This is a genomic window from Intrasporangium zincisolvens (assembly GCF_034724055.1).
Classification (GTDB): Bacteria; Actinomycetota; Actinomycetes; order Actinomycetales; family Dermatophilaceae; genus Monashia; species Monashia zincisolvens.
Map to the genome: position 1 here is coordinate 226,134 of NZ_JAWIIL010000004.1, position 22,353 is coordinate 248,486.

Below are 22,353 nucleotides of genomic sequence, written 5' to 3' on the forward strand. Positions count from 1 at the left end.
GTCATCCGTCCGCGGGCAGCCTCTGCCCACATCCCCGAACCCTACCGCCCTGCCACAGACGTTGTCCGGCAGGGTACGGCTAACGTTGCGGCGTGGTCAGTCACGATCCGGGCACGAACCCTGGACCCGCTGGGCAGGTCGGTGAACACGTCGGTGGGACGGCCACCACGCCCCCCGCGCGGCGCCTCCTCGACGCCGCCGCCGGGCCCCTGCACCCGACCGCCCGCGACACCCTCGTCGCCGCCGTGGACGCCGGTTGGGCCGACCCGGCCCGCCTGCACTCCGAGGGACGCCGGGCACGGGCCCTGCTCGACCGCTCGCGCGAGGTGGTGGCCGCCGGTCTCGGGGTGCGTCCGGGCGAGGTGAGCTTCCTGCCGAGCGGGCCCGCGGCGATCTCGCGCGCCGTCGAGGGGATGCTGCACGCCGCGCGCCGGCGCGGGGCGCGCACCGTGGCCTCGGCGGTCGAGCACTCCGCGGTGCTCGTGCCCGCCCGGGCCCGCGCGTCGTCGGTCGATGACCCGACCCTGCTCGCCGAGGTGCCCGTCGACGCGCTCGGCCGCGTCGACCTGGACGCGTGGGCGGCGGCCGTGGCGGAGCCCGGCACCGTCGTCGCGGCGCTGCAGAGCGCGAACGGGGAGGTGGGCACGCGCCAGCCGGTCACCGACGCATACGAGGCGTGCCGGCGGGCCGGCGTGCCCCTCGTCGTGGACGCGTCGGCCTCGCTCGGGCGCGACGACGTGCCGGAGCACTGGGACGTCCTCGTGGGCGACGCCCGCACCTGGGCCGGTCCCCCGCTCGGCGTGCTCGTGGTCCGCGAGGGCGTGCGCTGGCACTGGTCGGGGGCCCGGGCCGACGTCGAGCACGGCCGCACCGACGTCGTCCCGTGGGTCCCGGTGGCCCTCGCCGCCGCCGAGGCGTGGCAGCAGACGCAGGCGACGCGCGTGCCGGACGCCGCCACGACCTCGCGGCTCGTGTCGCGGGTCCGCGACGCCGCGGCCGGCGTGCCCGACACGCAGGTCGTCGGCGACCCGGTCGACCGCCTCCCCCACGTCGTGACGTTCTCCAGCCTCTACGTCGACGGCGAGGTCGTCGTCGGGGCCCTCGACGCGGCCGGGTTCGCCGTGGCCAGCGGGTCGGCGTGCACGTCGAGCACGCTCGAACCGAGCCACGTCCTCTCGGCCATGGGCGTGCTGACGCACGGCAACGTCCGGGTCACGCTGCCACTACCGGCCGTGTCGCCGGGCGTCACCGCTGACGTCGACGCCTTCTGTGCCGCGCTGGCCCCGACGGTCGCCGCGGTGCGGGCCAGCCTCGGGGTGGGCGACCTGTGAGCCACTCCCCTGACTCCACGGAGTCGCCCGAGACGGCGGACGTCGTCGACGCCCGGGGCGAGCGCTGCCCGCTGCCGGTGATCCGCCTGGCCCGGCTCGTGCGTGACGACCCCACGCCTCGTGTCGTCACGGTCCTCGCGACCGACCCGGCCGCCGCGCACGACGTGCCCGCCTGGTGCCGGATGCGGGGGCACCGGTTCGTCGGCGCACGCGACCGCGCAGACCACACCGCCTACGACGTCGAGGTGCTCGCGCCCGAGACTCCCTGATCACCGGTCAGGGCGTCGGTCGGCACGTCGGTCAGCGCCAGGGCTCCGGCAGGGGCGCCCGCAGCGCGTCGGGCAGCATCGCGAGGTACTCGTCGCGGGTCACCTCGAGCACGCCGAGCGTGGCCAGGTGCGGCGTCTGCCACTGGACGTCGACGACCCGGCGCGGGTCGCCGTCGGCGCGGAGCAGCTCGCACAGGCCGACGAGGGCCACCTTCGAGGCGTCGGTGACGTGGTGGAACATCGACTCCCCCGCGAACAGCCCGCCGATCGCGACGCCGTAGAGGCCCCCGACGAGCCGGTCGTCCTGCCACGTCTCGACCGAGTGCGCCCAGCCGGCCCGGTGCAGCTCGGTGTAGGCGCGCGCGATCTGGGGCGTGATCCACCGTCCCTCGCGGTCGGGTTCGGCGCACGCCGCCACGACGTCCTCGAACGCCGTGTCGACCCGCACCTCGAACCGGCCCCGGGCCTTGCGCAGCGATCGGGTCACCCGCAGGCCGTCGGGGCGCAGGACGCCGCGCGGGTCGGGCGACCACCAGCCGATCGGCTCGGCACCGTGGTCGCCGATACCCATGGGGAAGACCCCGATCGAGTACGCCTCGTAGAGCGTCGGCACCTCGAGGTCGGCGCCGATGCCGATGAGGTCCTCGCCGGGCGGCACCCGGTCGAGGGCGAAGTCCCAGGCGGTGGGCGGGGGCGGGGTGGGCACGGGTCCGCTCGTGGGTTCGGGGGGCGTCGGGGGTCTCGTCGGGCTAGCCGTCAGCGTCCGGCCGTCACGGGCGCGGGCACCGGATGTGCGGACCGATCTCGTCGGCGGACTCCGCGCCGTACGCGTCGGCGAGCCGCTCGAGGAAGCGCGACTGGGACAGCGCGTACTCCTGAGTGCCGATGGTCTCGATGACGTACGTCGCGAGCATCGAGCCGAGCTCGGCGCACCGGCGGACGGGCAGGCCCGCCCCGAGGCCGGTGATATAGCCGGCACGGAAGGCGTCACCGACACCGGTGGGGTCGGCCTTGCGCACCTCGCGGGCGATGCCGACCTCGACCGGCTCCTCGCCCCGGACCCGGACCGTCACGCCGTCCTTGCCCCGGGTCTTGACCTGCACGCGGACGCGGTCGGCGAGCTCGTCCTCGCTCCAGCCTGTCTTCTGGCAGGCGAGGTGGCTCTCGTACTCGTTGGTGAACAGGTAGTCGGCGCCGTCGATGAGGCGCGCGATGGTCGGGCCGTCGCAGAACGCGAGCTGCTGGCTCGGGTCGGCCGCGAAGGGGATGCCGCGGCTGCGGCACTCGTCGGTGTGGCGCAGCATCGCCTCGGGGTCGTTGGCGCCGACGACGACGAGGTCCAGGCCGCCGACCCGGGAGGCGACCGGGGCCAGCTCGATGTCGCGGGCCTCGGACATCGCGCCGGCGTAGAACGTCGCGATCTGGGCCATGTCCTTGTCGGTGGTGCAGATGAAGCGGGCCGTGTGCTGCGACTCGGAGTAGTGCACCGACGCGCAGTCGACGCCGTGCCGCTCGAGCCAGGACCGGTAGTCGGTGAAGTCCTCACCCACCGCGCCCACGAGGATCGGGCTCTGGCCGAGGTTGGCCATGCCGAAGGCGATGTTGGCCGCGACCCCTCCCCGCCGCACCTGGAGGTCCGAGGTGAGGAAGGACAGCGAGATCTTGTCGAGCTGCTCGACGACGAGGGAGTCGGCGAAGAGTCCGTCGAAGGTCATGAGGTGGTCGGTGGCGATGGAACCGGTGATGGCGATCTGCACACGGAGAACCTAGCGTGACTGGGGACGACCGGGGCGCGCCGCACCTACTTGCCGGTACCCCTGTGCCCGCCCCCGAGCCGGAACTAGCGTTGGTGCATGGATACGGCGCTGGAGTTCCCCTCCCCCAGGGACGAGCTCGACTCGGGCAGCGTCTCCGAGCTCGTGATGGACTGTCGGGACCTCGACCTCCCTCACACCGCTCCGCGGGCCTGGCAGCCCCGGCACGTCGACATCGAGGTGCCGGACGACGCGGAACGGCTCATACGGGGTCTCGACGACTACGGCAGCTAGCCGGCTGACGTGGACGGCGCCGGACATCGCGAAGGGCCCGACCGGTGCGGTCGGGCCCTTCGGCGGTCCTGCGGGTGCCGGCGAGGGCCGGCGCCTCGTGCGGCGCTGCGACTCAGCTGAAGGAGTCGCCGCAGGCGCAGCTGCTGCCCGCGTTGGGGTTGTCGATGGTGAAGCCCTGCTTCTCGATGGTGTCGGCGAAGTCGATCGTGGCGCCCTCGAGGTAGGGGCTGCTCATCCGGTCGACGACGACCTCGACACCGTCGAAGTCGCGCACGAGGTCACCGTCGAGGGTGCGCTCGTCGAAGTAGAGCTGGTAGATCAGGCCGGAGCAGCCGCCGGGCTGGACGCCCACGCGGAGGCGGAGGTCGTCGCGACCCTCCTGCTCGAGGAGGCTCTTGACCTTGGTCGCCGCGACGTCCGTGAGGACGACACCGTGGGCGGGAGCCTCGGTCTGGGCCTCGGCGGGAGAAGCGTTCGTCTCGACACTCATGTGCTGGTCCTTCGCGTCGTGGTGCACGGGTCAGGAGTGACAACCCGTGGCGCGCCGGAAGTGTTCCCGGCTCGTCAAGGATACGTCGAGGGGGCCCGTGCGCACGCAACCCGGCCCCCGGCAGGTGCCCACGATGCGGACGCGCCGTGCTGCGAAGGCGTCCGTGAGCGGGCGCGTCGGCGGCCCTCAGCGGGCCGGCGACCACGTCCGCGCGACCCGGGCCACCCGGGCGGCGAGGCTCGCTGCGGGGTCGGCGAGCGAGCCGGCGACGTCGGCCGGCTTCTCGGCCACGGGGTACACCCCGGAGAGCCCGGCCGCCATGGCCTCGCGGCGCCCGACGACCGCCTGTCCGGGCACCGCGACCGCGGGAATCCCCACCGCGGCTGCCGCCTCGGCGACGCCGACCACGACCTTGCCCTGCAGGGACTGCCAGTCGAAACGCCCCTCGCCTGTGACGACGAGGTCGGCCGCGGCGACGAGCCGGTCGAAGCCGACGGCCTCGAGCACCGCGCCGACGCCGGACGCGTGCCGCGCCCCGAGGAGGAATAGGGCGTAGCCGAGCCCGCCGGCGGCACCGGCGCCGGGCTCGCGCTCGGAGCGGATCGCCGTGCCGGTGAGCAGGTCACGCGCCGGCGGGCGCACCCGCGCCACGACGCTCGCGAAGTGACCGAGCGCGTTCTCGAGGCGCTGCGCGTCCTCCTCGCTCGCTCCCTTCTGCGCCGCGAAGACGGCGCTCGCGCCCTTGAGACCGAGCAGCGGGGAGTCGACGTCGCTCGCGACGACGAGCTCGACCCCGCGCAGCCGCGCCCGGGCGGCGTCGAGGCCCGCGACGTCGTCCGCGTCCACCGCGGCGAGGGCGAGGCCCCCGCGGGCGAGGCGTTCGCGCGGGCCGGCGCCGAGCGCGGCGAGCAGCCCCGCGCCGGCGTCGTTGGTGCCCGAACCGCCCAAGCCGACGACGATCCGTCGGGCCCCCGCCTCGAGGGCGGCGAGGACGAGCGAGCCGACCCCGAACGTGGTGGTGCGCGTCGGGTCGCGCTCGTCGGGGGCGAGCAGGTGCAGGCCGGCGGCCTGGGCCGACTCGACGTAGGCCGTGCGACCGGACGGCTCGTCGACGAGCAGGACCGTCGCGGGCACCTCGCGCCCGAGCGGGTCGGTCGTGACGACGCCGAGCACCTCGCCGCCGAGCGAGGCCGCGAGCACGTCGACGAAGCCGGGGCCGCCGTCCGAGAGCGGCACGAGGGTGAGCGCGTCGTGCGGGGCGCTGCGCGACCAGCCGTCGGCCATCGCGGCCGCGGCCTGCGGGGCGGTCAGCGTGCCGGTGTAGCAGTCGGGCGCGAGGATGACGTGCACGCGACGCATCCTCCCACCCGCCCGCCGCGGCCCCGGCCGGGGTGCGTCAGGGCCGGCGCGCGGGCAGGAAGAGGCCGGCGTCGCCGAACTCGTGCCAGCCGTACCGGTGGGCGAGGGCCTCGTCGTAGGCCGCCTGCGTCAGGGCCGGGCCGGCGACCGACTCGACGAGCAGCAGGTGCGAGGCCTCCGGGTCGTGCCAGCCGGTGACGAGACCGCCGACGACGCGCACCGGACGGTCGGGCCCGATGACGAGGTCGGTCCAGCCCTCGGCGGCGTGGACGGTGCCCGACGCGTCAGTGGCCGACTCGAGCGCCCGCGTCGCGGTCGTGCCGACGGCGACGACGCGTCCGCCCCGGCTCCGCGCGTGGTCGACGAGCGCGGCGGTGGCGTCCGGCACGCAGAACCACTCGGGCTGCGGCGCCTCGCCCGCCTCCTGCGAGGACACCCCGGTGTGCAGCAGCACCGGGGCGACGAGGACGCCGGCGGTGACGAGTCGGGTCACGAGGTCTGCCGTGAAGGGGCGGCCGGCACTGGCCATCTCTGCGCTGCCCGGGACCCTCGCGAACACGGTCTGGTAGGCGGCGAGGGGGTACCGGTGGGCCAGGTACCCGTACGCGATCGGCCGGCCGACCCGGTCGAGCCCGGCGAGCAGCTCGCCGACGTCGTGGGCCGCGGACGGGTCGTCGGTGCCGGACGCGTCGGTCGCGAGGACGGCCGCGCGCCAGAGGCGGTTGCCCTCCCCCGTGGGCGAGGACCCGTCCTCCGGGTAGGGCGCCTCGAGGCGCAGCCCAGCCCGCAGCACCGTTGACGCCGGCTGCGTCGATGCGTCCGTGCCGCGGGGTGCGAGGTCCACCTCCACGACGTCGCCGACGGCAGCGTCGAGGAGAGGCGCCGACGCGTCGGGCGACGTGCGCAGCTCGACGACGGCGGTGCTCTCGTCGAGGGCCGTGGCGACGTGGAGGACCACGGGCCCTCGGCGCTCGAGCTCGGCATCGACCTCACGGGCGCAGGTGGCCGACGTGTTGACGACGAGGACGTCACCGGGATGCAGGTGGTCCCCGATCCGGTCGAACCCGGTGTGCGTGACCGTCGGCCCCGCCGGGGTGCCTTCGGCGACGAGGAGCCGGACGGCGTCGCGGCCGCCGGCGCGTTCCTCGGGTGGGGTGGCGGCGGTGAGGTCGCCGGTCGAGCGGAAGTGGGTGGAGGGGGCGTGGCGCAGCAGCGTCGTCACCGGGCCACCACCCGGCCCGCGTCGGGCGTCCCGGCCGCCGCCACGACGTCGGCAGCGACGAGCCGGCCGCTCGGCGGGCGCGTGTCCAGGAGTGCCAGCACCGCCGGCACCGCGACCTGCTCGGGCAGCGGCCGGTCGCTGATGTCCTCGCCCGGGAACGCGTCCTGGTGCATGCCGGTGCGCATGTCGCCGGGGTCGAGCGCCCAGGCCCGCACGCCGGGCACCTCCTCCCCCAGCGTCAGGGTGAGGTGGTCGAGCGCCGCCTTGGAGGCGCCGTAGGCACCCCACGTCCCGTAGTGCCCGACGGCGGCGTCGGACGAGAGCGTCAGGACGGCGCCCGTGGCCTGCTCGAGGTCGGGCAGGAGGGCGCGGACGAGCTCGTGCGGGGCCAGGACGTTGACGGCGAGGACCGCGGCGAGGTCGTCGCCCGTCACCTCGCGCAGGCCGCGCATCGGGAGCGGGCCGAGGGTGCTGGCGTTGGCGACGAGCAGGTCGAGGCCGGCTCCGTCGCTGGTGGTCCGCACGGCGTCGACGACGTCGCGGCGGTGCACGGCGTCGGAGACGTCGCCGGCCACGCCGACGACGGCACCGGCCCTCGCGCCCGACGCACCGGAGCCGATCTCGGACACCGTGCGGTCGAGATCGGCCGTCGTGCGGGCCGTGAGGACGAGGGACCAGCCCCGGTCGGCGAGGGCTGCGGCGAGGGCGCGGCCGAGACCGCGGCTGGCGCCGGTGACGAGTGCGATGGGCATCGGGATCTCCTGGTTCGTGGTCGAGAGCCACAGCGTCAGACATCAAGTGAGCTTGAGGTCAAGAGGCGACCCGTCCACGGCGTCGGGCCCTGGCACGACAGCCGCGCGCCGCGGCATACGATCTGGGCATGACGACGGCACCGGCACCGCTGCCCCTCCTCGTGCTCGGCCAGGGCACCGACCTGCACACCGAGCGCGGCGTGGAGTGCCCGGGCGACCTGCCCGCGCCGTCCGACCCCGGACTGGTGGAGCGCGCCCGTGCGGCGAAGGCCGCGCTCGGGGACCGCGTCTTCGTGCTCGGGCACCACTACCAGCGCGACGAGGTCATCGAGTTCGCCGACGTCACCGGCGACTCCTTCAAGCTCGCGCGCGACGCCGCGGCCCGGCCCGACGCGCCCTACATCGTCTTCTGCGGCGTGCACTTCATGGCCGAGTCGGCCGACATCCTCACGAGCGACGACCAGACCGTGATCCTGCCCGACCTCGCCGCCGGGTGCTCGATGGCCGACATGGCCGCGATCGCCCAGGTCGAGGACTGCTGGGACCAGCTCGCGGCAGCCGGCGTCGCCGAGCAGACGATCCCCGTCACGTACATGAACTCCTCGGCGGCCATCAAGGCGTTCACCGGCCGGCACGGCGGCACGATCTGCACCTCGTCCAACGCCCGCACTGCCCTCGACTGGGCCTTCGAGCAGGTGGGCGGCGTCGGGCTGGACGGCGGCGGCACCGGCAAGGTGCTCTTCCTGCCCGACCAGCACCTCGGCCGCAACACGGCGGTGCGCGAGCTCGGCCTCTCCCTCGACGACTGCGTCGTGTGGGACCCGCACCGCCCCAACGGCGGCCTGACGCGAGAGCAGCTCGAGGCCGCCCGGATGATCCTCTGGCGCGGGCACTGCTCGGTGCACGGGCGGTTCTCCGTCGAGGCCGTCGAGGTGGCCCGCCGGGACATCCCCGACGTCAAGGTCATCGTGCACCCCGAGTGCCGGTACGAGGTCGTCGAGCTCGCCGACGAGGTCGGCTCGACCGAGAAGATCATCCAGACGATCGCCGCCGCGCCCGACGGCACGTCGTGGGTCGTCGGTACCGAGCTCAACCTCGTGCGCCGCCTCGCCGCGCAGTTCCCGAACCAGCGGATCGCCTTCCTGGAGAAGAACGTCTGCTACTGCTCGACGATGAACCGCATCGACCTCCCCCACCTCGTCTGGGCGCTCGAGTCGCTCGTCGAGGGCCGCGTCGTCAACCCGATCCGCGTCGACCCGACCGTCGCCGCCGAGGCGCGCGCCGCGCTCGACCGGATGCTCGCCCTGCCCGGCAAGACCCACAAGGACTGACGCGGATGCGGCCACCGCTCGACCGCATCGCCATCGTCTCCGACGTCCACGGCAACGTCACGGCCCTGGAGGCCGTCCTCGCCGACATCGAGGCGCGCGGCATCACCCGCGTCCTCAACCTCGGCGACGTCGTGGGCAAGGGACCGCGCGGCTCCGAGGCGATCAAGCGCACCCGCGAGACGTGCGAGCTGACCGTCCGCGGCAACTGGGACTCGCTCATCGGCGACTGGGAGGGCTACGTCGGCCGGGGCGACGTCCCAAGGTTCGAGGCCGGCCAGTGGACGCGTGACGAGCTCACCGACGAGGACGCCGCCTGGCTGTCGGGGCTGCCCAACGCCCACGACCTCGTCATGAGCGGCAAGCGGATCCGCCTCTTCCACGCCTCGCAGACGAGCGAGTTCGTGCGGGTGCGCTGGGAGCACACGATGGATGAGTTCCGCGGCATGTTCACCAACACCGACTTCACCGGGCCCTGGGCGCCCGCCCTGCCCGGGCACCCCGCGGACGCGTGGCCGGAGGGGACGACACCCGACGTCGTCGGCTACGGCGACATACACGGCACCTACCTCGAGGTCGACGAAGGACTCCAGCTCTTCAACGCCGGAGCCGTCGGCAACCACCTCGACGACCCCACCGCGCCCTACTGCATCCTCGAGGGCGTCACGGACTCCCTTGCCCCCCAACCTTTCTCGATCCAGTTCGTGCGCGTGCCGTACGACATCGAGGCGGAGGTCGCGGCCGCCCGTGACCTCGGCATGCCCGGCGCCGAGGCGTACGCCCTCGAGCTGCACGAGGGCATCTACCGCGGCCGCGGCTCCGACTCCTGACTGCGCGTCGAGGACGCCTTCGAGGCCTGCGGTCGACGCCCGTCGCGGCCCGTTCTCGACGTGCGGTCGCCGGTGCCACCCGTGCTCGTCATGCGGATGCTCGGCGAGATGGCCACGGCCAACCCGGACACCGGCTCGTTCTCGACGTACGCCGACCGGGCGCTCGGCCGCTGGGCCGGCTTCTCGGTCGGCTGGCTCTACTGGTGGTTCTGGGTCCTCGTCATCCCGTGGGAGTCGATCGTCGCCGGGCAGATCGCCCACGGGTTCTTCCCGGGCGTGCCCGAGTGGGCGTTCTCGGCCGGCATCCTGCTCGTGCTCGTCGCGACGAACCTCGTGTCGGTCACCAGCTACGGCGAGTTCGAGTTCTGGTTCGCCCTCGTCAAGGTCGTCGCGATCGCGGCGTTCATCGTCGTCGGCGTGCTCGCCATCGCGGGCGTCCTGCCCGGCGACGGGGCGTCGGGGCTGACCCAGCTGACCGCGCACGGCTTCGCGCCCAACGGCTGGAACGCCGTCGTCACGGCGATCGCCATCACGATGTTCTCGTTCATGGGCACCGAGATCGTCACCATCGCGGCCTCGGAGTCCGGCGACCCGGTGCGCGGCATCCACCGGGCGACCAACTCGGTGATCTGGCGCATCGGCACCTTCTACCTCGCCTCGATCTTCATCGTCGTCGCCCTCGTGCCGTTCCCCGTCTTCGCGGCCGGGAAGGGCTCCGGCGGCCACGAGATCGGCACCTACGGCGAGGCCCTGACCGCCATGGGGATGGCGCCCGACACCGCGTACACGATCGTCAACGTCATCGTCCTCACCGCGGTCTCCAGCTGCCTCAACTCGGCGCTCTACACCGCCTCGCGGATGGTCTACTCGCTGGCCGTCCGGGGCGACGCGCCGGCGTCGTGGGCGCGCACGAGCCGCACCCGCGTGCCGGCCCGGGCCGTGCTCGCCTCCACGGCCGTCGCGGCGCTCTGCCTCGTGCTCCACTACGGAGCGTCGGGCACCGGGCTGTTCGACTTCCTCCTGCTGACCTCGGGAGGCATCGCCCTCGTCATCTACCTCGTCATCGCGGCGTCGCAGCTCGTGCAGCGCCGCCGGGCCGACGCCCGCGGCGAGCGTGCCCCCGTCCGGATGTGGGCCTTCCCGGCCCTGACGTGGGCCACGATCGCGTTCATCGTCGTCGTCATGGCGGTCATGGCGTTCGGGCCCTCCAGCCTCGAGCTGTACTGGACGCTCGCGCTCAGCGCCGCCACCGTCGCCGCGGGGCTCATCGTCCAGCGACGACACCACGGCCGGCTCGGCCGGCTGGACGCCGACGACGAGCCCGCCCGCGCGCACTGACGCGAGCGCAACGGGCAGGTACGACGAAGGGGGCGGACGCCACGGCATCCGCCCCCTTCGTCGTGGGCCCGGTGGCCCGGTCCTCAGCGCGGCATGGCGCCCAGGCGGGCCAGCAGGAGGGCCTCCGCCTCGCAGACGCGCGCGAACTCCTCGAGGTGCAGCGACTCGTTGGCGCCGTGCGCGCGGGTGTCGGGGTCCTCGACGCCCGTGACGAGGATCGCGGCGTCGGGGAAGCGTGCGGCGAAGTCGGAGATGAAGGGGATGGACCCGCCCACGCCCATGTCGACCGGGTCGACGCCCCACGCGTCGGAGAAGGCGGCGCGGGCCTGGTCGTAGACGGGCCCCTCGGCGTCGGCCGCGAAGCCGGAGCCGTGCTCCTCCAGCTCGACGGTGACCTTCGCGCCCCACGGGGCGTTCTCGAGCAGGTGCGCGCGGAGCAGCTCGAACGCGGCGAGGGGCTCCTGCGTCGGGGCCAGACGCATCGACACCTTGGCCGCGGCGCGCGCGGCCAGCGTGTTGGACGCCTTGTCGACCGAGGTGACGTCCATGCCGATCGTCGTGATCGACGGCTTGTTCCACAGCCGCGTCAGGATCGAGCCGGTGCCGATGAGCTCGACGCCGTCGAGCAGGCCCGACTCCTCGCGGAAGCGCGCCTCGTCGTAGTCGAGCTCGGCCGCCGTGCCCTCGTCGAGGCCCTGGACAGCGACGTCGCCCCGGTTGTCGTGGAGCGTCCCGAGCAGCCGGATGAGTGCGGTCACGGCGTCCGGGGCCGCGCCACCGAACATGCCGGAGTGCACCGAGTGGTCGAGCGTCTCGACGCGGACGACGGCCCGGACGCCACCGCGCAGCGTCGTCGTCAGCGCGGGCTCGCCGATGGCCCAGTTGCCGGAGTCGGCGATGACGATGGCGTCGGCGGCGAGGCGGTGCCCGTGCTTCTCGAGGATCGCCGGCAGCGACGCGGAGCCGTACTCCTCCTCGCCCTCGACGAAGACCGTGACGCCGACCGGCAGGTTGCCGGCGTGGGCCCGCAGGGCGGCGACGTGCGCCATCACCCCGGCCTTGTCGTCGGCGGCGCCGCGGCCGTAGAGGCGGCCGTCGCGCTCGGTGGGCTCGAACGGCGCACTGTCCCAGTCGGCGTCGTCGCCGGGGGGCTGCACGTCGTGGTGGGCGTAGAGCGTGACGGTCGGGGCTCCCTCGGGCCCGGCGAGGTGGCCGATGACGGCCGGGCGGCCGCCCTCGACGACGACCTCGACCTCCAGCCCCTCGCGCCGGAGCAGCTCGGCGACAGCCTCTGCGCTGCGCGCGACGTGGCTCTGGTCGAAGCTCGTCGCGGAGACGCTCGGGATCCGCACGAGGTCCTCGAGGTCGGCCCGCACCTGTGGCATGAGCTGGGCCACGCGGTCGCGGATGGCGCTGATCTGGTCCTGGGAGAGCACGTCGTCGGTCACAGGCCGACCCTACCGACCGCCGGAGCGCGCTTCGCGCCGGCCGACGCCGCGGGTGGCCGCGCGGGCCGGACGCGCGTCGGTTAGGTTCTGGCGCCGTGGGAACGAACGCCTTCACGCCGGGACAGGGCCCGTGGCTGCACCGGCTGGGCAACCTGCGCAACGTCGTGCGCCAGGAGATGGTGACGCGCCAGCTCGCCGCGCACCTGCCCCGAGGGCCCCTGCGCGTGCTCGACGTCGGCGCCGGACAGGGCACGCAGGCACTGCGCCTCGCCCGGCTCGGGCACAGCGTCACGGCCGTCGAGCCCGACGCGCGGATGCGCGCGTCCTTCGAGCAGGCCGCCGCCTCGCTCGAGCCCGGGCAGCGCGACCGCGTCACGCTCCTCGCCGGCGACCTCGCCTCCCTCGCCAGCGTCACCCGACCCACCGCCTACGACGTCGTCATGTGCCACGGCGTGCTCATGTACCTGCCGGAGAGCCGGTCCGCGATCGCCGCGCTCGCGCGCCGCACGGCGCCCGGCGGGATCGTGTCGATCGTCGCCCGCAACGGCGCAGCGATGGCGTGGCGGCCCGCCGCGCGCCGCGACTGGGCCGGCGCCGCGGCACTGCTCGACGAGATCGACGAGGCGCGTGCCGAGGGCCGGGATGCTCGCTACCGCAACGAGATCGGTGTCGACGCGCGCGCCGACACCCTCGAGTCGCTGACGGCCGACTGCGCGGCGAACGGCCTCGCCGTCCAGGCCTGGTACGGGGTGCGCGTCGCCTCGGACACCGTCCCGGTCGACGAACCGGCGCCCGACGCCCAGACCCTCGGAACGCTGCTCGACCTCGAGGAGCGGCTCGGCCGCACCGACCCCTACCGCGCGCTCGGCACCCTGCTCCACGTCGTCGCCGCGCCCGCCTGACGCGCCACCACGCGCCACCACGCGCCGGTCCGACCCGAGGCCCGGCCCGGCGACCGTCCCCGTCGACCGGGGCGGACGTCGGTGGTTGACTCGGTGGATGGATCGGGTGGACCGGGCCTTCGAGGCGGTGCCGCGGACCGGGTTCCTGCCCCGCGCCGCGCGCTGGCGGGCCGGCCACGACGGCCCCATCCTCATCGGGTACGGGCAGACGAACTCGCAGCCGCGGACCGTCGCCGACATGCTGCGCCTGCTCGACGTCCACCCCGGCCAGCGCGTCCTGGACGTCGGGGCCGGCTCGGGGTGGACCACGGCGCTGCTCGCCCACCTCGTCGGACCCGACGGCGTCGTCGTCGGCGTCGAGCTCGAGCCCGACCTCGCGGCCTGGGGCGGCGACAACCTCGCCCGGTGCCACGCGCCGTGGGCCTCGATCGCCGTCGCGGAGCCCGGGGTGCTCGGACGGCCCGACCGCGGCCCCTACGACCGCATCCTCGTGTCGGCCGAGGCGGCCTCGCTCCCCCGGGCCCTCGTCGACCAGCTGGCCGACCCCGGCCGGATGGTCGTCCCCGTCGCCGGCACGATGCTCCTCGCGGAGCTGGTGGACGGCGTCGTGACGACGAGCGGGCACGGTCGGTACCGCTTCGTGCCCCTGCGGGAACGACGGGAGGGGACGCTGGGACACGAGTGAGGCGTGCGCCGGGCGGGGTGGACGATTCCGGACCAGCCCCGACCCTCGCCTAGAGTGGTCCCGTGTTCGGACGCAAGAAGACCCTCAACGACGAGCTCGCCTCCTCCTCCACCGCGGTGCAGGACTCCGAGGCGCGCCCCGGCGCCAAGAACCGGCCCACCCCGAAGCGCCGTGACCAGGAGGCCCTCAACAAGCGTCCGCTCATCGTCACCGACCGCAAGGCCGCCGGCAAGCAGGACAAGACGGCCCGCCGCGAGGCGATGGCCACCCAGCGAGCGGGCATGCTCGCGGGCAACGAGAAGTACCTCCCGGCCCGCGACAAGGGCCCGCGACGTCGCTTCATCCGCGACACCGTCGACGCCCGCTGGAACATCGGCGAGTTCATGCTGCCGGTGATGCTCCTCGTGCTGCTGCTGAGCTTCGTGCGCACGACGTGGACGCTCATGCTCGTCTTCGTGCTCGTCTACGGCCTCATCCTCGTCGCGATCGTCGACGCCTACCTCATGTGGCGCCGCACCCGCACGAAGATGGAGGCCAAGTTCGGCGGCGCCGAGAAGGGCGACGCCTGGTACGCGATCATGCGGGCCTTCCAGATGCGCCGCACCCGGATGCCCAAGCCGCAGGTCGCCCGCGGCGAGCAGCCCCGCTGAGGCTGCCGAGAACGAACCCGAGAGCCCTCGGACGCCGACCGGCGTCCGAGGGCTCTTCGCGTGGTGGTCCGCGACGCGTTGGTGCAGGTCAGTGCTGCAGGTCGGCGAACGCGAGCGGCTCGCGGGTGACCGCGTACGTCGCGAAGTAGAGCTTCTCGACCGACCCGTCGGCGGCGCGCACGACCTCGAGCACCTCGCCGCGCTCGCGCCCGGCCGCGGCGCGGTAGCGGTCCGGGCCCTCCGGTTCGAAGCGGGTCTCGGACAGGGCGTCGTCCTCGGACAGGCGCGACCACAGCCGGCCCTCCCGCACGAAGAACGTGATCGGCGACCCCTCCGACCACCACAGGCCGAGCAGCTCCTCGAGCTCGGGCCGCGGGGTCTCGGGGACCCACGCCGGCGCGAGCGCGGGCTCGGTGTCGAGGACGGCCTCGACGAGGTCGGTTGCGAGGGCGAGCGTCAGGGCGCCCGACGTGCAGTTGGCGAAGACGACCGCCCCGACGGCGTCGCGACGCCGGACGCGCAGGCCGGTGAGGTAGCCCGGCATCGCGCCGCCGTGGCCGACGTACACCCGGTCGCCACGCCGGCCCATGCCGAAGCCGAGCCCGTAGGCGCCGGACCAGCCGTCGACGTCGGTCATGATGAGCGGCCGGCACATCTCCTCGACCGTCTCGGGGGCGACGACCCGCTCGTCGGGGCTCGCGACGTAGGCGGCGTACCGCGCCATGTCGGCGACGGTCGACCACAGGCCGCCGAGCGGGGCCGTGGCGTTGAGGGTGAAGAGCGGCTCCTCGGTGGCGGTGCCGCGGTACGGGTCGACCTGGTAGCCGCGGGCCCGGTCGGGTGTCGGGGCCAGGCCGGTGCGGGTCATGCCGAGGGGCGCGAGCACGCGATCGCGCACGACGTCCTCCCAGCCACGGCCGGTGACGGTCTCGACGACGTGCCCGAGCAGGCCGTAGGCGAGGTTGGAGTAGTGGAAGGCGTGATGGGCCGGCAGCACCTGCTCGGCGTCCTCGACACCGGCGAGGAACGCCTCCTTCTCCGGCGCCGACAGCGACTCCCAGATGTTGCCGACCGGCTCGCGCTGCAAACCGGACGCGTGGGCGAGCATCTGCCGCAGCGGGACCCGCGCGTGGCGGGTGCCCGGCAGGTAGGTGCCGAGCTCGTCGTCGAGGGTGAGCAGGCCGTCGTCGCGCAGCGCCATGACGGTGAGGGCGGTGAACGTCTTGGTCACCGAGCCGATCATGAACTGCGTGTCGTCGTCGGCCGGGCGCGACGCGTCGCCGAGCTCGGCGGAGCCGACGTGCCCGGACCACACGAGCACGCCGTCGCGCACGACACCGGCACTGACGCCGGGCGAGCGCCACGTGCGCTGCGCCGTCGTGACGCGTCCGAGCAGGTCGCGGGACAGACCCTCCGACAGCGTGCCGGGGACGACCGGTGCGCTCACTCGGCGGCCCGCAGGCTCATCGGGCCGTAGACGACGGCACCGGCCTCGCGCAGCGTCACCGACTCGACACCGTGTCCGAGCAGGTCGCGCCACGTCTCACCGAGGTAGTTCTCGGCGTCGCCCTGGGTCGGGAAACCGGTCGTGGCCAGCCCCTCCCCCTCCATCGGCTCACCGTGCGCGTCGAGGTACAACCAGGACCAGTCTCCGCTCATGCCCGTCACCCTAGACGCCCACCGGACGCCGACTGACGCCGACGGGGCCTGGTCGTTTGACGCGTGGCCCGGGCGCGTGCCACGGTTCGCCTAACCGATGGACGTCGGGGCAAGCCGGTGCGACTCCGGCGCTGACCCGCAACCGTGACCCGGAACTGCGCCCCACAGGGGCGTCGCGCCGGCAGCCGGAAAACCCACGCCCGTCCGGCTCCCAGTCAGTCTGTCGTGGAATGCGGACCGGAGTCACCGAGGACGGCTCAGTTGGTTCGGGGCCCGGCACGGTGTCCGACCGCAAGGAGGAAACCGTGTCCACCGTTGCCCGCACCCCGCTCCGGGTGCTGCTCGCCGTGCTCGTCGCCGCGGCCGTCACCATGCTCACCACCGGGCCCGCTCAGGCGGCCGCCTACCGGTTCTGGGGCTTCTACCAGCTCTCGAACGGCCAGTGGACATTCGCGCAGAAGGGCTCGGACCAGACCGTGCCCGCCGACGGCAGCGTCGACGGCTGGCGCTTCGCGGTCGGCGACGAGAGCTCGACCCGGCTCCCGCGCGCCGTGCTCACCTTCGACGCCATCTGCGCCTCGACGCCTGCCGTGTCGGGCTCCAAGCGCGTCGGCGTCGTCGTCGACTACGGCCGCCCGGCCGACGCCGAGGACGCCGCGACGCCCCCGGCTCCCCAGGCTGTCTGCGCGGTCGTGCCCACGACCGCGACGAGCACCGACGTGCTGGCCAAGGCCGGCGAGCTGCGCATCGAGAAGGGCCTCGTGTGCGCCGTCGCGGGCTACCCGGCAACCGGCTGCGGCGGCCCCGTCAAGCAGGTCAGCGCCGAGGCGAAGGCCGCGGACACTCCGGTGACGATCGCCGCACCCGCCGCGTCGGCGAGTGCGACGCCCGCGGCCGGCGACACCAACGTGCCCGGGACCCCCGTGAGTGCGGCACCGTCCTCGACCGGCACGACGGTGGCCTGGGTCCTCGTCGCGCTCGTCGTCCTCGCGCTCGCCGGCTACCTCGTCGTCCGGTCGCGGCGCTCGCGCTCCGACGCCTGAGGCGGGTGACCCGACGGCGATGCGACCCCGTGCGCGGCTCCTGCACCCCGCAGCCTGGTGGCTGTGGGGGCTCGGGCTCGCCACGGCCGCGTCCCGCACGACGAACCCGGCAGTGCTGCTGCTCGTCATCGCCGTCTGCGTCCTCGTCGTCACCGAGCGTCGCGACCCCGCCACCCCGAACCCGCTGCCGGGCTTCCTCGCCATCGCTGCCGTCGTCCTCGCGTTTCGCGTCTTCATGACCGCGCTGCTGGGCAACGGTGTCCACGGCGAGGTCGTCATCGTGACCCTGCCGCGGGTGCCGCTGCCGGACTGGCTCTCGGTCATCCGTCTCGGCGGGCCGGTCACGCTCGAGGCGCTGCTCTTCAGCCTCTACGACGCGCTGCGCCTCGCCGCGGTGCTCGCCTGCCTCGGCGCCGCCAACGCCCTGGCCACCCCGCGCCGGCTGCTGCGCTACCTGCCGGCCACGCTGTACGACGTCGGCACGGCCGTCGTCGTCGGCCTGACCTTCGCCCCGCAGCTGCTCGCCGACGCGCGCACCGTCCGGTCGGCGCGCGCCCTCCGGGGCCGGGACGCCCGCAGCCTGCGCGAGACGGCCCGCCTGACCGTGCCGGTGCTCGAGACCGCCTTCGAGCGCTCGCTCGGGCTCGCCGCGTCGATGGAGTCGCGGGGTTACGGCCGCGCCGTGCACAGCAACAGCGGCACGCGTCGGCTCGCCAGCGGCCTGGCCCTGCTCGGCCTCGTCGGCGTCCTCGGCGGCCTCTACGGGCTCCTCGACGCGTCGGCCGGCGGGGCGCTGGGGCTGCCGCTGCTCGTCGTCGGCGTCGTGCTCGCCGCGAGCAGCCTCGTCGTGGGGGCGTCGCGCGAGGGCAGGTCGGGCCACCGCCGCGACCGCTGGGAGTGGCCCGAGACCCTCACCGTCGTGGCCGGCGCCGTGCCGGCCGTGGTCCTCGTCGTGGCCGGGCTGCGCGGCTGGGACGGCGTCACGCCCACCCAGCGCGCCGCGCTGCCGGCCGTGCCGATCCTCGCCGTCCTGGCCGTGCTCGTCGCGGCCCTGCCGGCGTGGCTGACGCCGCGCCCCCGGGAGGTCATGCCGTGATCAGCTTCGAGCACGTCAGTGTCACCTACGCGGGGGCCGAGGCCCCGAGCCTCGTCGACGTCACCCTCGAGATCCCCGAGGGCGAGCTCGTCCTCGTCGTCGGCCCCACCGGCAGCGGCAAGTCGACCCTGCTGCGCACGGTCAACGGCCTCGTCCCGCACTTCAGCGGCGGCACCCTGAGCGGGCGCGTCGTCGTCGACGGCCTCGACACGGCCGCGCACCGGCCCCGCGACCTGGCCACCGTCGTCGGCCTCGTCGAGCAGAACCCCTCCTCGACGTTCGTCACCGACGTCGTCGAGGACGAGATCGCCTACGGCATGGAGACGATGGGCCTGGACCCCACGACGATCCGCCGTCGGGTCGAGGAGACGCTCGACCTCTTCGGCCTGACACCGCTCCGGGCCCGCGCCCTCGGCACCCTGTCTGGCGGCCAGCAGCAGCGCGTCGCGATCGCCGCCCTCTTCGCCGCCGGGCCGCGCGTACTCGTCCTCGACGAGCCGACGTCGGCCCTCGATCCCGTTGCGGCAGAAGAGGTCCTGGCCTCGCTGCACCGCATCGTCCACGACCTCGGCGTCACCGTGGTGCTGGCCGAGCACCGCCTCGAACGGGTCGTGCACCACGCCGACCGCGTTCTCCTCGTCGACGACGGCCACGTGTCCGAGCTGCTCGACCCGGCCGAGGCCATGGCGCTGTCGCAGATCTTCCCACCCGTCGTCGGGCTGTCCCGGCTCGCCGGGTGGACGCCGACGCCGCTGTCGATCCGCGATGCCCGGCGTCGGGCCGCGTCGCTGCGCGAGACGCTCGGCGCGCGCACCCCTCCGGACCACCCCGTGCGGTACGCGGGCTCCGTCGCGGGCGGCGCGGCGCTCTCGCTGGAGCGCGTCGCCGTGCGACGCGCCGGACGCGTCGTGCTCGACAGAGTCGACCTCGAGGTGGCGCGGGGGTCGGTCACGGCCCTCATGGGCCGTAACGGCGCCGGCAAGTCGACCCTGCTCGGCGCGGTCGCGGCGCAGCACCGGCTCGCGGGTGGGCGGGTCCACGCCGGGGCCGGCGGCGACGACCCGCACGCCCTCGCTCCCCGCGACCGGGTGCGCGTCGTGGGGCTCGTGCCGCAGCAGCCCGAGCTGCTCCTCTACGCCGACTCCGTGGCCGCCGAGTGCGCTGCGGCCGATGCCGACTTCGGCGTCCCCAAGGGCACCGCCGCCGCCGTCCTGTCCCGCATCGCCGACGGCATCGACGCGGACACGCACCCGCGCGACCTGTCCGAGGGGCAGCGTCTCGAGCTCGCCCTCGCCGTCATCCTCGCCGGAAGCCCCGAGGTGCTCCTGCTCGACGAGCCGACGCGCGGCCTCGACTACGGGGCCAAGCAGCGGCTGTGCGGCGTGCTCGCCGGGCTGGCGGCGAGCGGCACGACGGTCCTGGTCGCGACACACGACGTCGAGCTCGCGGCCGAGGTCGCCGACCGCGTCGTCATCCTCGCCGACGGCGATGTCGTCACCGACGGCCCGGCCCGCGACGTGCTCGCCTCCTCCCCCGCCTTCGCCCCGCAGGTGACCAAGGTGCTGCTCCCGCAGACCTGGCTCACCGTCGGCGAGGTGGCCCGGGCCCTCGGGCGGACGGCGTGACGACCGGCGCCCCCGCCTCGCGCGCGGTGCGGACGCCCGTGCCGGCGTCGCGACGCGTCATCCCCCTGCGCTGGCCCGCTGTTCTCGCCGTCGCCGCCGTCGGCCTGGTCGGCCTGGCCGCCTTCACGTGGCCGTTCTTCGCACCCGGCCAGGTGGCGACCGACCACGGCAACGACGCGCCGTGGTTCTTCGCCGTGCTCCTCGGCCTGCTGGCCGTCGTGTGCCTGGCCGAGGTGACGGCCGGACGGCTCGACGCCAAGACCGTCGCCGTGCTGGGTGTCGCCGCCGCCGCCGGTGGCGCGCTACGGCTGCTCAGTGCCGGCACCGCTGGCCTGGAGCCGATGTTCTTCGTCGTCATCGTCGCCGGGCGCGTGCTCGGGCCTGGCGTCGGGTTCGTGTCGGGTGCCCTCGCGGTCACCACCGGTGCCCTCATCACCGGAGGCGTCGGGCCGTGGCTGCCCTTCCAGATGGTGTGCTCGGGCGCCATCGGCCTCGGCGCCGGGCTGCTGCCCGTGCCTGCCGGGCACCGCGCCGAACGATGGGCGCTGGCGGGCTACGCGCTCGTCACGGGACTCGGCTACGGCGTGGTCATGAACCTCTGGTTCTGGCCCTTCCTCGGGGCGAGCGCTCCGGTCGGCATGGGCTTCGTGCCCGGTGCGCCCCTGGCCGTCAACCTCCAGCACTACGCCGTCTTCTACGTCTCGACCTCGCTCGCGTGGGACCTGCCACGCGGCCTGCTCAACGCGGCGCTCGTGGTCGCGGCGGGGCCGGCCCTGCTGCGGGTCTTCCGGCGTGCCGCACGACGCGCGGCCTTCGACGCCCCGGTGCGTTTCGAACCGCGTCGGGACTCCGTCGGGGGGTCGCCGTGACGCGTCGGGCCGCGAGCACGACGATCGTCACCGGCCCGGTCCGCAGCGGCAAGAGCCGGCACGCCGAGGACCTGCTCTCGGGGTACGGCGACGTCACGTACGTCGCCACGGGGCCCGTCCCCGGGCCCGACGACGTCGAGTGGCGCGAGCGTGTCGAGGCGCATCGCGCCCAGCGGCCCGACACGTGGCGCACGGTCGAGACCGACGACGTCGCCGGCGTCCTCGCCACGGCGAGCGGCCCGGTCCTCGTCGACTGTCTCGGCACGTGGCTGACGAGCGTCGTGGACGCCGTCGGCTGGGACGACCTGGACGCTGCTGCGACCGAGGTGCGCCGACGCGCCGCCGTCCTCGTCGAGTCGCTTTGTGCCGCAACGGTCCCCGTCGTGGTGGTCACCAACGAGGTCGGCTGGTCGCTCGTGCCGACGACGGCCTCGGGTCGCTTCTTCCAGGACGAGCTCGGCCGGTTCAACGCGGCCGTGTCGGCCGTGGCCGCGCAGGTCCACCTCGTCGTCGCCGGGCGCGTCCTCGACCTCTCGCAGGCGCCCGTCGTGCCTTCTCATCCCGGGCCGCGGACCCTCGATGCGTGACGCCTGGCGCCTCGCCTTCGGCACCTTCACCGCCCTGCGCGTGCCACCCCCGGCGTCGGTGGGGCCGCGCGAGCTGTGCCGGGCCCTGCTCCTCGCGCCGGTCACCGCGCTCGTCTACGTCGTCGCCTGGGTGGCCCTCGGGGTCGCGGTCCTGCTGGGCGCCGTCCCGGCCGCGGTCGGGTCCGTGCTCGCCCTCGTCGTCGTGGCCCTCGGGTCACGGGCCTTCCACCTCGACGGCCTGGCCGACCTCGTCGACGGCCTGACCTCGGGCCACGACCCGGCGCGCTCCCTGGAGGTCATGCGGCGCGGCGACACCGGGCCCGCGGGCGCGGCAGCCCTCGTGCTCGTCCTCGGCCTCGACGCGGCGGCACTGACCTCGCTGCTGCCCACGGCGGTCGGCGTCGCCCTGGCCGCCGTCGCGCTCGTGGGCAGCAGGGTCGCGCCGGCCGTCTGCGCGCGGAGCGGGGTCCTCGCGGCACGGCCGGAGGGGCTGGGGCGGTCGGTCGCGGGCACCGTCAGCCGTGGCGCCCTCGTCGCGCTCGTCGCCACCTGCACCGTGGTCGGCGCTCTCGCCACCGCCCTCGCTGCCGAAACGCAGCCCGGAGTCGGCGTCGGTGCCGCGGTGGCCACCGTGCTCGGCGCGGCCACCGGGGCGCTCGTCGTGCGTGCCCACGCCGTGCGACGCCTCGGCGGCGTCACGGGAGACGTCGTGGGCGCCGCCGTCGAGGTGTCCCTCGCGACCGCGCTCGTCGTCGCGTCGGTCGCCGTGCGCCTCACGTCCTGACCTGCTGGTGACGAGAGAGTGCCCACCCGACCAGAGGG

General features: G+C 74.7%; 24 protein-coding genes. 15 read left to right on the forward strand and 9 right to left on the reverse strand.

What is annotated here, in order from left to right; translation table 11 throughout:
- Positions 1-92 precede the first annotated feature (92 nt).
- A complete protein-coding gene (locus RY076_RS13310) occupies positions 93-1,331 on the forward strand; it encodes a cysteine desulfurase family protein (RefSeq protein WP_323098701.1) in 1,239 nt (412 codons plus the stop codon).
- Positions 1,328-1,600 (forward strand): sulfurtransferase TusA family protein, encoded by a 273-nt coding sequence (locus tag RY076_RS13315; RefSeq protein WP_323098703.1) that lies wholly within the window; start codon positions 1,328-1,330, stop codon positions 1,598-1,600. The genes RY076_RS13310 and RY076_RS13315 overlap by 4 nt, the downstream gene beginning before the upstream one ends.
- A 31-nt stretch (positions 1,601-1,631) precedes the next feature.
- Here the strand turns inward: RY076_RS13315 and aat are convergent, their stop codons facing one another.
- Positions 1,632-2,306, reverse strand: coding sequence for a leucyl/phenylalanyl-tRNA--protein transferase (gene aat, locus RY076_RS13320; RefSeq protein WP_323098704.1), 675 nt, complete (start codon positions 2,304-2,306; stop codon positions 1,632-1,634).
- A gap of 64 nt (positions 2,307-2,370) precedes the next feature.
- Complete coding sequence (locus tag RY076_RS13325; RefSeq protein WP_323098705.1) at positions 2,371-3,357, reverse strand: carbohydrate kinase family protein; 987 nt, start codon at positions 3,355-3,357, stop codon at positions 2,371-2,373.
- A gap of 96 nt (positions 3,358-3,453) precedes the next feature.
- Here RY076_RS13325 and RY076_RS13330 point away from each other — a divergent pair, with 96 nt between their 5' ends.
- On the forward strand, positions 3,454-3,648 hold the full coding sequence (locus RY076_RS13330; RefSeq protein WP_323098707.1) for a hypothetical protein: 195 nt from the start codon (positions 3,454-3,456) through the stop codon (positions 3,646-3,648).
- 112 nt (positions 3,649-3,760) lie between these two features.
- Here RY076_RS13330 and erpA read toward each other — a convergent pair whose 3' ends face one another.
- The 4 genes from erpA to RY076_RS13350 form a co-directional block, all read right to left on the reverse strand.
- The gene (erpA, locus tag RY076_RS13335) at positions 3,761-4,138 is read right to left on the reverse strand and encodes an iron-sulfur cluster insertion protein ErpA (RefSeq protein ID WP_323098708.1); all 378 of its coding nucleotides are present in this window, start codon (positions 4,136-4,138) and stop codon (positions 3,761-3,763) included.
- 186 nt (positions 4,139-4,324) lie between these two features.
- Positions 4,325-5,488: a glycerate kinase family protein gene (locus tag RY076_RS13340; RefSeq protein WP_413785775.1), complete on the reverse strand. Its 1,164-nt coding sequence runs from the start codon at positions 5,486-5,488 to the stop codon at positions 4,325-4,327.
- Positions 5,489-5,534: 46 nt separating this feature from the next.
- Entirely contained in the window at positions 5,535-6,719 is a 1,185-nt protein-coding gene (locus RY076_RS13345; RefSeq protein WP_323098711.1) for an S-adenosylmethionine:tRNA ribosyltransferase-isomerase, read from the reverse strand.
- Positions 6,716-7,471, reverse strand: coding sequence for an SDR family NAD(P)-dependent oxidoreductase (locus tag RY076_RS13350; RefSeq protein WP_323098712.1), 756 nt, complete (start codon positions 7,469-7,471; stop codon positions 6,716-6,718). Before RY076_RS13350 ends, RY076_RS13345 begins: the two co-directional genes overlap by 4 nt.
- Positions 7,472-7,599: 128 nt before the next feature.
- Here RY076_RS13350 and nadA point away from each other — a divergent pair, with 128 nt between their 5' ends.
- From nadA to RY076_RS13365, 3 genes are all read left to right on the forward strand, one after another.
- Complete coding sequence (gene nadA, locus RY076_RS13355) at positions 7,600-8,802, forward strand: quinolinate synthase NadA (RefSeq protein WP_323098714.1); 1,203 nt, start codon at positions 7,600-7,602, stop codon at positions 8,800-8,802.
- 5 nt (positions 8,803-8,807) lie between these two features.
- Complete coding sequence (locus RY076_RS13360; RefSeq protein WP_323098715.1) at positions 8,808-9,629, forward strand: metallophosphoesterase family protein; 822 nt, start codon at positions 8,808-8,810, stop codon at positions 9,627-9,629.
- A 72-nt stretch (positions 9,630-9,701) separates the two neighbouring features.
- Positions 9,702-10,967, forward strand: a complete 1,266-nt coding sequence (locus tag RY076_RS13365) for an amino acid permease (RefSeq protein ID WP_323098716.1) — start codon at positions 9,702-9,704, stop codon at positions 10,965-10,967.
- An 83-nt stretch (positions 10,968-11,050) separates the two neighbouring features.
- Here the strand turns inward: RY076_RS13365 and RY076_RS13370 are convergent, their stop codons facing one another.
- Entirely contained in the window at positions 11,051-12,415 is a 1,365-nt protein-coding gene (locus RY076_RS13370) for a dipeptidase (protein WP_323098717.1), read from the reverse strand.
- A gap of 95 nt (positions 12,416-12,510) precedes the next feature.
- On the opposite strand from RY076_RS13370, the gene RY076_RS13375 reads away from it, so the two are divergent.
- The 3 genes from RY076_RS13375 (at position 12,511) to RY076_RS13385 (ending at position 14,652) form a co-directional block, all read left to right on the forward strand.
- A complete protein-coding gene (locus RY076_RS13375) occupies positions 12,511-13,317 on the forward strand; it encodes a methyltransferase domain-containing protein (protein ID WP_323098718.1) in 807 nt (268 codons plus the stop codon).
- Positions 13,318-13,414: 97 nt separating this feature from the next.
- Positions 13,415-14,002 (forward strand): protein-L-isoaspartate O-methyltransferase family protein, encoded by a 588-nt coding sequence (locus RY076_RS13380; RefSeq protein ID WP_323098719.1) that lies wholly within the window; start codon positions 13,415-13,417, stop codon positions 14,000-14,002.
- A 62-nt stretch (positions 14,003-14,064) separates the two neighbouring features.
- Positions 14,065-14,652 carry a DUF3043 domain-containing protein gene (locus RY076_RS13385; RefSeq protein ID WP_323098720.1) on the forward strand — a complete coding sequence of 196 codons (588 nt, stop codon included), beginning with the start codon at positions 14,065-14,067 and terminating at the stop codon, positions 14,650-14,652.
- Between the two features lie 88 nt (positions 14,653-14,740).
- Here RY076_RS13385 and RY076_RS13390 read toward each other — a convergent pair whose 3' ends face one another.
- Entirely contained in the window at positions 14,741-16,099 is a 1,359-nt protein-coding gene (locus RY076_RS13390) for a serine hydrolase domain-containing protein (protein ID WP_323098721.1), read from the reverse strand.
- Positions 16,096-16,311, reverse strand: coding sequence for a hypothetical protein (locus RY076_RS13395; protein ID WP_323098722.1), 216 nt, complete (start codon positions 16,309-16,311; stop codon positions 16,096-16,098). The genes RY076_RS13390 and RY076_RS13395 overlap by 4 nt, the downstream gene beginning before the upstream one ends.
- Before the next feature lie 305 nt (positions 16,312-16,616).
- Here RY076_RS13395 and RY076_RS13400 point away from each other — a divergent pair, with 305 nt between their 5' ends.
- From RY076_RS13400 to RY076_RS13425, 6 genes are read left to right on the forward strand one after another with little or no spacing between them, the layout of a single operon-like run.
- Entirely contained in the window at positions 16,617-17,354 is a 738-nt protein-coding gene (locus tag RY076_RS13400) for an SCO2322 family protein (RefSeq protein WP_323098723.1), read from the forward strand.
- Between the two features lie 19 nt (positions 17,355-17,373).
- Positions 17,374-18,450, forward strand: a complete 1,077-nt coding sequence (locus RY076_RS13405) for an energy-coupling factor transporter transmembrane component T (protein WP_323098724.1) — start codon at positions 17,374-17,376, stop codon at positions 18,448-18,450.
- On the forward strand, positions 18,447-20,075 hold the full coding sequence (locus RY076_RS13410) for an ABC transporter ATP-binding protein (RefSeq protein ID WP_323098725.1): 1,629 nt from the start codon (positions 18,447-18,449) through the stop codon (positions 20,073-20,075). Before RY076_RS13405 ends, RY076_RS13410 begins: the two co-directional genes overlap by 4 nt.
- The gene (locus tag RY076_RS13415; protein ID WP_323098726.1) at positions 20,072-20,944 is read left to right on the forward strand and encodes an ECF transporter S component; all 873 of its coding nucleotides are present in this window, start codon (positions 20,072-20,074) and stop codon (positions 20,942-20,944) included. The genes RY076_RS13410 and RY076_RS13415 overlap by 4 nt, the downstream gene beginning before the upstream one ends.
- Complete coding sequence (locus RY076_RS13420; RefSeq protein ID WP_323098727.1) at positions 20,941-21,531, forward strand: bifunctional adenosylcobinamide kinase/adenosylcobinamide-phosphate guanylyltransferase; 591 nt, start codon at positions 20,941-20,943, stop codon at positions 21,529-21,531. Before RY076_RS13415 ends, RY076_RS13420 begins: the two co-directional genes overlap by 4 nt.
- Positions 21,524-22,315, forward strand: a complete 792-nt coding sequence (locus RY076_RS13425; protein ID WP_323098728.1) for an adenosylcobinamide-GDP ribazoletransferase — start codon at positions 21,524-21,526, stop codon at positions 22,313-22,315. Before RY076_RS13420 ends, RY076_RS13425 begins: the two co-directional genes overlap by 8 nt.
- Positions 22,316-22,353: the final 38 nt, after the last annotated feature.